Genomic DNA, 11,944 nt, shown 5'->3' with positions numbered 1-11,944 from the left:
CTCGAAGTGGGTATGGACTGTGCTGGGCGGCGTTCAGCGCGGGGACCGCTCGTCGACGATGCGCCGCATCTTCCCGACGGAGCGCTCGATCGCCCCGGGCTCGACGACATCGACACCGACGGTGACGCCGATGGTGCGCTTGACCAGTCCGGCGACGTGGCGGCCCGCATCCCGCGCGGCGTCCGAGGTGGTGTGCTCATCGCGCTCGATGCGCACAGTCAGCGCGTCGAGGTTGCCGTCACGGGTGAGTACGCACTGGAAGTGCGGTGTGAGCTCGGGGACGGTGAGCACGAGCTCCTCGATCTGTGTCGGGAACAGGTTCACACCGCGCAGGATGATCATGTCGTCGGTGCGACCGGTGATCTTCTCGATGCGGCGCATCGGCCGCGCCGTACCCGGCAGGAGGCGGGTCAGGTCGCGGGTGCGGTAGCGCAGCACCGGCATCGCCTGCTTGGTGAGCGAAGTGAAGACCAGCTCGCCCTTCTCCCCATCGGGGAGCACCTTCCCGGTGACCGGGTCGATGATCTCGGGATAGAAGTGGTCCTCCCAGACGTGCAGACCGTCCTTGGTCTCCACGCACTCCTGGGCGACCCCGGGGCCGATCACCTCGGACAGTCCGTAGATGTCGACGGCGTGGATGTCAAGCCGCTCCTCGACCGAACGGCGCATCTCGTTGGTCCAAGGCTCTGCGCCGAAGATGCCGATGTTGAGGGAGGTCGCACGTGGGTCGATCCCTTGACGCTCCATCTCGTCGATGATGTTGAGCGCGTACGACGGCGTCACCATGATCACGGTGGGCCGGAACTCGTCGATCAGCTGCACCTGGCGCTCGGTCATCCCGCCCGACACCGGCACGACTGTGCAGCCGAGCTTCTCCGCACCACCATGGGCGCCGAGCCCGCCTGTGAACAGGCCGTAGCCGTAGGCGTTGTGCAGCATGTCGCCTGGCCGCCCGCCGGCCGCACGTACGCTCCGTGCCACGACGGTGGCCCACATGTCGAGGTCGTCGCGGGTGTAGCCGACGACGGTGGGGCGACCCGTCGTGCCGGAGGAGGCGTGGACACGCACCACCTGCTCGCGCGGCACGGCGAACATGCCGAACGGGTAGTTGTCACGGAGGTCGGCCTTGGTGGTGAACGGCAGCAGCGTGAGGTCGTCGAGCGAGCGGACGTCGTCGGGATGGACCTGCACGGCCTCGAGCGACTTCCGGTAGTGCTCGACGTTGTCGTAGGCGTGCCGGACGGACCACTGCAAGCGCTCGAGCTGAAGCGCGCGCAGCTCGTCGACGGACGCTGTCTCGATCGGCTCGACGCCGTTGTCGACGGTAATGGGGCGGGGCATGGAAACCTCCATCGGAATTACTGACCTATCGGTCAGTAATAGTCGATTCAGGGTGCCTCTGTCCAGAGGTTGCGGCGAAATTTGTGCGAGAATCACGACATGACCGAGCCGACGCCCCAGACACGCGCACCGCGCCGAGGACGGCCGGGCTATGACCAGGAGACGGTGATCCGCCGGGCGACCGAGCTGTTCAACCAGCAGGGTTACGAAGGCACGAGCATGAACGACCTGGCCAAGGAGTTGGGTCTCACGAAGTCGGCCCTGTACCACCACCTGCCCAGCAAGGAGCACATCCTCGGACTCGCCCTCGAGGAGGCGCTCACCGAGCTGACCAGCGCCGTCGAACGGGCGCGCGCCACCGGCACCGACAGCTCGGCGTACGAGCGTGTGCGGCACCTCGTCCAGGAGAGCGTCAAGGTGCTGGTGGCGCACCAGCCCGCGGTCACGCTGCTGCTGCGCGTCCGAGGCAACAGCGAGCTCGAGCTGGCCGCACTGAAGCGACGGCGGTGGATCGACGACGAGGTCGCCGCCATTGTCCAGGAGGCCATCGACGAGGGCAGCCTGCGCGGCGACGTCGACCCCGCCCTGGTCAGCCGCCTACTCTTCGGCATGGTGAACTCGCTCATCGAATGGCACCGACCGAACGGCGACGTCGACGCCGAGACGCTGGCAACAGCGATCGCCACCATCGCCTTCGACGGCCTCAAGCGCTGAGATCGCCCGAGAACTACTCGCGACAAACACCACCCTCGCGCCCAACCGAGACGCGCCCACCCTCGTCCGAGCCGCCCTCCCACACTGCCGCCAGCTCCGCCGACGCCCGACCCCGGCGGCAGGAAAACTTTCCGAGATCTGGGGCTTGCGCCGGAGTGTGACGTGTGCCACGGTATTCCCGAACGATCGGTCAGTAAAGTCTCGGACGTGAAATCCAGGAGGCACAACCCGTCGGGCGCAGCGGTGACGGCGGAGGAGCTCTCGTAGCTCCTCGTCACGATCGCTGCGTGCCCATCATCGAGCCTCGCACCGGCAACGTGTCCGGTCGGCAAGCCCGAGCGCATCATCGACGAGCGCTCGCGCCGAACCCGGGGCCCGTACGGCAGTTGCGCCCTCCGGCGGCCCCACGGGCCGCACGCACTTCGTCGCATTCCGCACGCCTTCGCCACCCTCAAGGAGTCCTCGTGTCCGCAACCCCCGACCGCCCTCACCCGGCGGTGCGTCGCTTCGAGATTCTGGCCCGCCGCCGCTCGGTGCTGGTCCGTCGCCTCGCGCTCGTCACTCTCGTCGCCTTCTTCACACAGCAGGTGCTCACCAACTTCACCGGAGCGCTCGATCACTTCATCGTCGACGGCCTGTCCTGGGCCTACCTGTACGCCTTCGTGCTGTTCGGCCTGATCGTGGTGCTGACCGCGGTCTACACCCGGTCGATGGACAAGGTCGAGCGTGAGCTCGCCACGGACGAGGACGGTGCGCTGTGAGCAGCGAAGCCTCGATCATCTTCGTCCTGCTGGTGGCCGTCACCCTCGGCATCACCTGGTGGGCCGGCCGCCGCAACACCTCGGTCGAGTCACACCTCGTTGCCAAGGGCTCGGTCTCGGGCCGCAAGAACGGTGTCGCGATCGCCGGCGACTTCATCAGCGCGGCAACCTTCCTCGGCACGACAGGCGCCATCGCAGTGGGCGGGTTCAACGGCTTCTACCTCGCCGTCTACATCCCCGTCGCATTCCTGCTCGCGCTGCTCCTGGTCGCCGAACCGCTGCGCAACCTGGGCCACTTCACGCTCGGCGACGTGCTGGCCACACGGTTCGGCAGTGACGGCGTACGCGGCGCGATCGCGATCAGCTCGGTCGTCGTCTCACTCCTGTACATGGTCGCCCAGTTCGTCGGCGCGGCACTGCTGATCCAGCTGCTCTTCGACATCGACTATCTGGTTGCCGCCATCGCGATCGGGGGCCTCACCCTGCTCTACACGCTGGTGGGCGGCATGCTCGCGACGACGTACATCCAGATCCTCAAGACCTGCCTGTTGCTCCTGTGCGGCGTACTTCTCCTGGGGTTCGCACTCTCGCACTTCGGCTGGAACCCGTTCACCGTCTTCACCCAGATCCACGCCGCCAGCGACGGCACCGCGCTACAGCCGTTCCGCGGCGAGGGAGCGGCCCCGTGGGACCAGTTCTCGCTCATCTTCGGTGTCACCCTCGGCGTGCTCGGCCTGCCACACGTGATGATCCGGTTCCTCACCGTGAAGGACTCAGCCGAGGCGCGGAAGTCCGCCGTCACCGCGATCTGGATCTTCGCCGCCTTCCTGATCACGCTTCCCGTGCTGTCCTACGCCGCCGTACTGCTGCTCGCTGACGACCCGCAGTTCCAGGCCAGTGCCGCCGCGGGTGGCAACATGACGATCCCGCTGCTGTCGGCCCACCTAGGTGGCGACGCACTGCTCGCCTTCGTGTCAGCAGTGGCCTTCGCGACGATCCTCGCGGCGCTGTCGGGCCTCGTCATCGCGACCACCGGCTCGGTGTCGCACGATCTGTACAGCAAGCTGCTGCGGAAAGGCAAGGTCGGCCATGCTCAGCAACTGGTGGTCGCCCGCATCGCCACAGTCGCCAGCGTCGTGGTCGCGCTTCTCATCGCACTTCTCGTCAGGGACCAGAACGTCGCGTTCCTTGCGACCTTGGCGATAGCCGTCGCCGCGTCGGCCAACCTGCCAGCCCTGCTCTTCACCATCTATGTCCGCCGCACCACCGCCGCGGGCGTCACCTGGGGCATGGTCGCCGGCCTGGTCACCGCAGTCGCGATGATCCTCATGAGCCCGGTCTTTCACCCGGAGAACCCCGAGGCCGCACTGATCCCGTTGAAGTCCCCCGGCCTCGTCTCCATCCCGGTCGGCTTCGTCGTCATGCTCTTGGTCTCGGTCGCCACGCAGCCACGTGGCGACCGCAAGGGCGAGGCCGACCGTGTCTTCGACCGCGTCCGGTTCCAGGCAACCACCGGCATCGACCCCCGCAAGCTCGAGGGCGACACGGTGGACGCCGTCTGATCATTGCCACGGCAAGAGTCTCTGCCTACTCTAACTGGATGAATCTATCCAGTTAGAGTAGGCTCGGCTCATTCACATCTCCAGGAGGTTCGATGTCACGCAAGGTTTGGCTACCGCTCGGAGCGGTCGTCCTGATACTGAATGCTGTGCAATGGATGGTCGCCGAAGCAGTCACCGCGGCCGCCTGGAACGACCCGCCGTACAGCTACGCCACCAACTACATCAGTGACCTCGGCGTACCCGACTGCGGTGCACAGTTCCAGGGGCGAGACCTCTGTTCGCCGCTGCACCAGGTGATGAACCTGTCGTTCATGGTGCAGGGGATCCTGTTCGCCGCCGGCGTGCTGCTGCTGGCGAATCTGCTGACCGGCCGAACGCGCCGCGTCGTGGCCACGCTCGCGGTCGCCCACGGCGTGGGATTCGTCCTGGTCGGGTTGTTCCACGGCTCCGCCGACGGACCGAGCTTCGGACTCGTCGTCCATGTCGCGGCTGCGGCGGTCGGGATCCTGTGCGCCAACGCGGTGGCGATCATCGTGGGGTCGACGCGGAGCCTTCGCCTGCCGACCGCCTACCGCGTGTTCAGCATCGGGATCGGCGTCCTGGGCCTGCTGAGCGAAGCATTCGTCGGCATGTCGACAGCCACGGCCGGGGTGTTCGAGCGCGGTGGCGTCTACTCGTGGTTGCTGTGGAGCGCCGTGACCGGAGCGCTGCTCCTGGTGGGCTGGCTGCGCGGCACCGTCGTGGAGGAGGATTCCCTCCGTGCCCAGAGAATCACAGCGGCCGCTGCGAGCCGACGCTGAACGCAACCGCCGGCTGATCATCCGCACCGCCGAGGACATGTTCGCTCGGCGGAGCGCACTGGTCCCGCTCAACGAGATCGCGCACCAGGCAGGCCTCGGGGTCGGCACCGTCTATCGCCGTTTTCCCGACCTGCAGGCACTGATCCAGGCGATGTTCGTCGAACGGTTCGCCGGCTTCGTGCAGCTCGCGACAGCGGCCGCGCAGCAGGCGGAGCCGGGCCAGGCGCTGCGTCACTACATGCTCGAGGCTGCGCAGCTGCGCGCGCGGGATCACGCGCTCGATGTCGTCGTGGCGAATGCCGACACCGATGCAGAACCGCTCGCCCAGCTGCGCGACGAGCTCGCCCACCTCATCGACGGCCTCGCCTCAAGAGCGACCACCACAGGTGCCGTGCGCGAGGACTTCACGAGCGCCGACGTCTACGCCTTCATCTACATGATCGGCGCCGTCGCCGACCGTACCGAGGACATCGCACCGGAGGCTTGGCGCCGTTACGCCGACGTCCTGCTGGCGGGCTTCGGTCTGATGCAGGCTCCCTCGGAGCACACCGCCGCCATGTCCGATGGGCAACTCAGGAAGGCCAGGCCCCGGCCACCTGACTCCATCTAGTCCCGCCGGACCGCTCTTGTCGTACGTCACGGTCAGTCGGCACTCGGCTCCCCAGATCCTGGGTTGTTGAGGCGGTTGGCGAGCTCGGTCCGTGAGCGTACGGCGAGCTTGCGGTAGATGCGGGTCAGGTTGGCCTCGACCGTCTTGACCGAGATGAAGAGCTCGGCCGCCGTTTCCTGGTTCGAGTGCCCCGAGGCAACCAGCTCGGAGACTCGACGCTCCGTCTCCGTGAGTCCACCGCTCGACGGGTGCAGGCCGACCCGGCCGGCATCGTGACGGGCGCGCTCGGCCCATCGCGGGATGCCGAGTTCGTCGAAGGCCTCCGCGGCCGTGCCCAGCGTCTCCGTGGCGATGGCCTTGTAGCCCGCACGCCGGTAGACCTGACCGAGCGCAAGCCGGGAGCGGGCAGCCTCGAACGGACACTCGAGGCCCCGCCTGTCGACCACCTCCACGAGATCGTGGAGCGCTGCATCGACCTCGCCTCGCGACGCGGTGAGCAGCGCTTGGCAGCGATCCGCTGCGGCGAGCGCCTCGGGATGGCCCGCCTCCCCCTGGCGGCGCAGCACCGCGATCGCCCGCTCGACGTCAGCCGTCTCCCCGAGCTGGAGGGCCGCGTCGGCGTAGTCGACGGCCCATAAGAGCTGCTCGAGATCGACCATCCCGGTGCGTTCGAAGATGGCCGCCACCTCCCGCAACGGCTCGATCGCGGCCTGCCAGTTCCGCGCGGAGGCCTCGACGAACCCGAGCTGCGCGAGGAATGCCGCACGCCAGTAGGTCGAGGCCCGGATCTCCGGGTCGTTCGCGGCGTTGCGAGCCAGCTCCCGCGCCTCGTCGAGGTTTCCGGCGTACTCCTGCACGAAGATCCGGACGATGTGTTCCTGCTGGCCCTGCGAGGGCGCCCAGGCACCCGCGCGGTCCGCCTCTGCCAACGCCAGCTGGGCATCGAGGATCCGGGACGCCCGGACGAGAACGACGACGAGCGCGGTGTAGAGGCCGGACAGGTCGCCGTACCGGCCGCTCTCGATCGCAGCGGCGATTCCGCGTCGGACGTACGTCTCGGCGTCGGGGTCGTCCCAGCGCGCATGGAATCCTCTGATCCAGGCCAGCTCGGCAGAGCGCGCGTCGAGACCCATCGTGATGGCGAGGCGGTCGATATCGCCAAGGGTGCTCTCCACGTCCCCGGTTCCCCAGTGACGCTCCGCCGACAGGCGTCCGGAGAGCGCCGCCAGACGGACCTCGTCGAGTCCCATCGCGGCTGCCTCTTCGACAGCTGCCCCCGACATCTCCATGGCCCGGCGACCTTCTCCCTGTAGTCGCTCCACGGAGCCGAGGAGGTGCTGCAGCCGCGGCCGTACGGCGGTCCCGACCGGCGCCACGGCCAGCGCCTCCTCCGCAAGGGACCGGGCCACGGCGACGTCGTCGGTGAGGGCGATCCGGCGCACCGCCAGTTCGGCCTGCTCCTCTCCGGACAGCGTCAGCGTCACGAGGCTGCTGTCGATGACCGCCTGCGCCGCCAGCCCGTCGCCGGCGGCCAGGTAGCAGTCGATGGCAGCGAACCAGCGGCCGAACGCGGCGCGACCTTCCCCCGGGGTGGCTCGGGCGGCCGCCTCCCACAGTTCGCCGGCGAGTGCCTGCGCTCCCCTGCTACGGGATGTCTCGGCGGCACGCTCGAGCTCCTCGGCCACAGATTCCAGCGGGGTCGTCACCGTCCGCGCCCGGTGTCGGGCGCGCTCGACGGGATCGCCGATCAGGTCGGCGAGAACCTTGTGCGCCCGCCGCCGCTCAGCCGGGGAAGCGGCGTCGTAGATGGCCGACGCCAGCATCGGGTGGGTGAACCCGACCACGGCACCCGGGCCGACGGTGGCGACCTCCCAGTCGGCGGCGGCGTCGAGGGCGTCGACCAGTTGCTTCTCGTCGAGGACGGCGGCCAGCTGCGCGACCGTCAACCGTCCCGCGGCCGAGACCAGGAGCAGCACCTCGCGGGCCGTGGCCGGCAGCAGCGAGACCTTCTCGCCGAGGATCTCGGCGAGGCTCGGAGGCACAGGGAAGACCGGGTCGCTGCCGTCGTGCGGGTTCCACCACCATTGCGACAGGTCGGACTGCATCGCCTGGGCGATCATCAGGCCCAGGAACGGGTTGCCACCGCTGGCTCGCGTCACGCCCCTGCTCATCGGCGGCGTCCAGCGCGCGCCGAGGTGCTCACGAAGCAGCTGACCCATCGCCCAGTCCTCCAGCGGCGCGAGCCGGATGTCGTTGACGGGCCCGGGAAGACCAGAGGTCAGCTCCGTACCGATCCCCGCGGCCGGCCGCGTCCCGACCAGGACGCTGAGCCGAGCGGCCTCCACGGCGAGCCGTCGCATCGCGAAGCCCAGGCTGGCGGCGCTCGCCGAGTCGAGCCATTGCAGGTCGTCGACGATGAGCGTCACCGAGCCGGAACCGCACAGCTCGGTAAGCAGCGTGCGCACCGCCAGCTGCACGGCGAGCGGGTCGGCCTCGTGCCCCTCGGAATCCTGCTGACGCAAGGCCACAGCGAGCGCGCGACGTTGCGGCTCGGGCAGTGCCCGGTCGACGCCCTTGGGGATCTGGGCGACGAGCTCGGCGAGTCCGGAGAACGGCAGACCGCGGTCGAACAGGGTCGGGGTGACCGCCAGGACCCGATGCGCGGCGCGCTGAGCCAGTTGGTCGGCGACCTTGAGCAAGCTGCTCTTGCCCAGCCCCGGCTCGCCGGTGACGACCACGCTGCCGCCCTCGAGGAGCGTCCGGTGCAACGACCGCAGCACCTCGTCCCGACCGAATAGCCCATAGGCGGCTGCCGACACGTCGTCCACCTCCGCATCATCCACCACTCCTCGCCCTGCGGGGAGGGTTTCGAGGGTCCTGGCGAGGGGTTCCCCCGATGCCTCGAGGGTCCCTCCCTTCATAGCTTCCTACCTGTCAACACCGACACCCCGAAACCAGGAGGAACCATGAACACCACACCGTCCGACACCAACCGGCCCGCCGTCGTCCTGATCCACGGTGGCTTCGTCGACGGATCGGGCTGGCGCGCGGTCTACGACCGGCTCCGTGCCGAGGGTCACCGAGTGGCGGTCGTCCAGCACCCGACGGTCTCACTCGCCGGTGACGTCGACGCCGTCAAGCACGTCCTCGACGAGATCGACGGCCCGGCCGTGCTCGTCGGCCACTCCTACGGCGGCGTGATCGTCACCGAAGCCGGCAACGACCCCCGCGTGACCGGCCTCGTCTACATCGCAGCGTTCGCCCCCGACAAGGGCGAGTCGGTCAACACCCTCATCGCCGACCCGGCTCCCGGAGCTCCGGTGCCGCCGATCCTGCCTCCGCGCGACGGCTTCCTGCACCTGGACCGCGACAAGTTCCACGAGTCCTTCGCCGGCGACCTGCCCGCCGACGAGGCCGACTTCATGGCCGACTCGCAGCTTCCGTGGGGCCTCGACGCCCTCGGTGGTGCCGTCAGCGACGCGGCCTGGCGCACCAAGCCGAGCTGGTACCTCGTAGCCGGCGACGACCGGATGATCCCCCCGCCGGCCCAGCGGGCCATGGCCGAGCGCGCCGGCGCCACCGTCCGCGAGGTCCCCGGCAGTCACTCCGTCTACGTGTCCCAGCCGCAGGCCGTGGCCGACCTCGTCGAGCAGGCCGTCGCCGCCGTCACCGCCTGATCCCGCCCCGTCCTCACCTGTCATCCCCAAGGAGAATCGTCATGCGCACTCTCATCCGGAGCCGGTACTCCGTCATCCCCACCCTGCTCGCCGCACTCTTCGCGGCCCTGTTCCTCACGACCGGCCCCTCGACCGCGGCGGGCCACGTCGCTCGCACCGCCCAGGCGGCGGAGTCCGGCACCAAGCCCACGATCGTCTTCGTCCATGGCGGCTGGGCCGACTCCTCCGGCTGGAACGCCGAGGTGGCCGCCTTCCAGGAAGCGGGGTACCCGGTGATCGCCCCCGCCAACCCCCTGCGAGGGCTGGCCTCCGATGCGGCGTACTTGCGCAGTGTCCTGGAGACGATCGAAGGCCCGATCGTGCTCGTCGGCCACTCCTACGGCGGCGCGGTGATCAGCAACGCCGCGACCGGCCTCGCGAACGTCGAGGCACTCGTCTACATCGCGGCCTTCGCCCCGGACGCCGGTGAGTCGCTGGCTCAGCTGGTCACGAAGTATCCCGGCACCCAGATCACGCCCGACGCCCTCATCGAGCGGCCGTACCCGACCGCCGACGGCGGCCAGGGTGTCGACCTCTATCTCAAGCCGGAGATCTTCCGCCAGGCCTTCGCCGGCGACCTGCCGCGCAGGGTGACCACCCTGATGCAGGCAACCCAGCGCCCGTTCTCCGTGGCAGCGTTCGGAGAGCCCTCCGCCGAGCCGGCCTGGAAGACCATCCCGTCCTGGTACCTCGTGGCCACCGCGGACCACGCCATCCCGCCCGCTGCCCAGGAGTTCATGGCCGACCGCGCCGATGCCACGGTCGCCCGAGTCAAGTCGTCCCACGTTCCGATGCAGTCACAGCCCGACGCGACCATCCGGATCATCCGTCAGGCGATCAGCTCGGTCGACTGACCCGCACCGCCGCGAGTGTCCCCGCCCGAGGGCGGGGACACTCGCACGTCCACAGCAGCCGTCGACGAGCTCGTCGACAAGTTTCCCAGCGCGTCCTTCAGCTCGCTCTCTCGTTCACCGCTGGCATCAGTAAGGGCGCAAGGGTCCCTCGCTCCTACCCCTTGTCGAATCTGCGATAGCACCTGGATCAGGGCGGATGTGCGATATTCCGATGCATTGAAGTATCGATATTGCGGTCAGCCGACAGCCTCGGCATCACTTTGCACAAGACGCAGCGGCGGGCGGACCTGCTGTCCCTTCAGCACTATGTCGACGATGTCAGCGATCAGCTCGTCGCCCGCCGACAGCAGGTGACCGTAGGTGTCGATGGTCGTGGTGATCGACTCGTGCCCGAGCCGCGCCTGGATGTGTGGGAGCGGGGCGCCGCGGGCGATGAGCCATGAGACATGGGTGTGGCGCAGGTCGTGGAACCGGAAGGGCGCCATCCCGTCCTCGCCAAGGTCATTCATCAGCGGCTGCCACACCCGGGTGTAGAAGTCGGCGTTGTGGATAGGCAGCCCCGTCGGAGAGACGAACACGAAGTCGTTGGCAGCCTTGCCCTCGATGAGTTTCTCGAGGATGGCTGCGATGCCGGGCGAGATGGAGACCGTACGCCGCGACTTCGGGGTCTTCGGGTTGCCCAGGTAGTGCTCCCGCATCGTGTGCTTGTCCCGCACCTGCTTCTTCAACCACGAGGGGATCTCGGTCTCACCGTTCTCCCCCACCCGCTTCCAGGCCTTGCTGACCCGGACTGTGCGGTTACGCAGGTCGACATCACTGACCCACAACGCGGTCACCTCACCGAACCGCAATCCAGTGCCGGCGGTCACCCGGATCAAGTCGGCGGCGTCGTACCCGTAGCCCACCGCCGTCACAGCAACCGTTCCGAACTCGTCCTCAGCCAGGAACCGCAGCTCGGCCTGCGATTGCTTGACCCGGCGCCGCTTCGGAGCAGTCCGCGCGCAGGGATTGACGGCAAGGAAGCCCTGCTCGACGGCATAGTTGAAGACGCCATACATCAAGCCGTGGTAGTTCGCCTTCGTCTTCAGCGCCCGGTCCCAGTCGATCAGCCATGCCTTGACATGCTGCTCCCCCACTGTCGTCACCTTCTGAGCGAACGGCATCGCGCCACGGATCTCTGTTGTCGCTAAGGTCGAAATCTGAGCGAGGTAGCGCTTGCGCTGGCCCGGCGTGATGTCGACGATCTGGCGTACGTACTCCTCCCCGATCACCTGAAACGTCGGCGCTTCCGCCATAGGGCCACCACCCGTCGTGCGCACGAACCCCTCACCCTTGACCCACCCGTCGGGCCAACGCTGCCCCGCGGACACGACCATCTTCAGGAAGCCTTCGGCCCGGGCGACGTTCTCCTCGCTCTTGCCCGCACTGAACGTCTCGATCTGACGCGCACCCGCGCGCCCACCGCCTAGCCGCCAGATCACATGCGCCGAGACGACCCCGTCCCCGCGCTTCTTCTTATCGATCCATGCCACGATCTGCACCTCCACCGGATAGGTGGGGATGCGTGCCCAACCGATGGGCACATC

The 11,944-nt window shown here is 68.3% G+C and carries 10 protein-coding genes; 7 read left to right on the top strand and 3 right to left on the bottom strand.

Annotated features, from left to right (window positions below):
• Positions 1 to 33: 33 nt before the first annotated feature.
• Positions 34 to 1,341, bottom strand: coding sequence for a phenylacetate--CoA ligase PaaK (gene paaK, locus BLT25_RS15315; protein WP_256328615.1), 1,308 nt, complete (start codon positions 1,339 to 1,341; stop codon positions 34 to 36).
• Between the two features lie 99 nt (positions 1,342 to 1,440).
• Between paaK and BLT25_RS15310 the strand changes: the two genes are divergently transcribed.
• From BLT25_RS15310 to BLT25_RS15290, 5 genes are all read left to right on the top strand, one after another.
• Positions 1,441 to 2,055, top strand: coding sequence for a TetR/AcrR family transcriptional regulator (locus BLT25_RS15310; protein ID WP_091047432.1), 615 nt, complete (start codon positions 1,441 to 1,443; stop codon positions 2,053 to 2,055).
• A 464-nt stretch (positions 2,056 to 2,519) separates the two neighbouring features.
• A complete protein-coding gene (locus tag BLT25_RS29920) occupies positions 2,520 to 2,816 on the top strand; it encodes a DUF485 domain-containing protein (RefSeq protein ID WP_176883926.1) in 297 nt (98 codons plus the stop codon).
• On the top strand, positions 2,813 to 4,378 hold the full coding sequence (locus tag BLT25_RS15300; RefSeq protein WP_091047427.1) for a solute symporter family protein: 1,566 nt from the start codon (positions 2,813 to 2,815) through the stop codon (positions 4,376 to 4,378). The genes BLT25_RS29920 and BLT25_RS15300 overlap by 4 nt, the downstream gene beginning before the upstream one ends.
• 155 nt (positions 4,379 to 4,533) lie before the next feature.
• Positions 4,534 to 5,178 carry a DUF998 domain-containing protein gene (locus BLT25_RS15295; protein WP_218131351.1) on the top strand — a complete coding sequence of 215 codons (645 nt, stop codon included), beginning with the start codon at positions 4,534 to 4,536 and terminating at the stop codon, positions 5,176 to 5,178.
• Positions 5,138 to 5,788: a TetR/AcrR family transcriptional regulator gene (locus tag BLT25_RS15290; RefSeq protein WP_091047422.1), complete on the top strand. Its 651-nt coding sequence runs from the start codon at positions 5,138 to 5,140 to the stop codon at positions 5,786 to 5,788. The genes BLT25_RS15295 and BLT25_RS15290 overlap by 41 nt, the downstream gene beginning before the upstream one ends.
• A gap of 32 nt (positions 5,789 to 5,820) precedes the next feature.
• On the opposite strand, the gene BLT25_RS15285 is transcribed toward BLT25_RS15290, so the two are convergent.
• Positions 5,821 to 8,631 (bottom strand): helix-turn-helix transcriptional regulator, encoded by a 2,811-nt coding sequence (locus BLT25_RS15285; protein ID WP_176883924.1) that lies wholly within the window; start codon positions 8,629 to 8,631, stop codon positions 5,821 to 5,823.
• 123 nt (positions 8,632 to 8,754) lie between these two features.
• On the opposite strand from BLT25_RS15285, the gene BLT25_RS15280 reads away from it, so the two are divergent.
• A complete protein-coding gene (locus BLT25_RS15280; RefSeq protein ID WP_091047417.1) occupies positions 8,755 to 9,465 on the top strand; it encodes an alpha/beta fold hydrolase in 711 nt (236 codons plus the stop codon).
• A gap of 41 nt (positions 9,466 to 9,506) precedes the next feature.
• Positions 9,507 to 10,358: an alpha/beta fold hydrolase gene (locus BLT25_RS15275; protein ID WP_091047415.1), complete on the top strand. Its 852-nt coding sequence runs from the start codon at positions 9,507 to 9,509 to the stop codon at positions 10,356 to 10,358.
• Between the two features lie 236 nt (positions 10,359 to 10,594).
• Here the strand turns inward: BLT25_RS15275 and BLT25_RS15270 are convergent, their stop codons facing one another.
• Positions 10,595 to 11,905 (bottom strand): tyrosine-type recombinase/integrase, encoded by a 1,311-nt coding sequence (locus BLT25_RS15270; protein ID WP_143033766.1) that lies wholly within the window; start codon positions 11,903 to 11,905, stop codon positions 10,595 to 10,597.
• Positions 11,906 to 11,944 lie beyond the last annotated feature (39 nt).

It is taken from the genome of Nocardioides sp. YR527, from assembly GCF_900101045.1.
In the GTDB taxonomy this organism is placed as follows: domain Bacteria; phylum Actinomycetota; class Actinomycetes; order Propionibacteriales; family Nocardioidaceae; genus Nocardioides.
The sequence above is the reverse complement of the archived record's forward strand: the minus strand, read 5'-3'. Positions and strand labels throughout refer to the sequence as shown.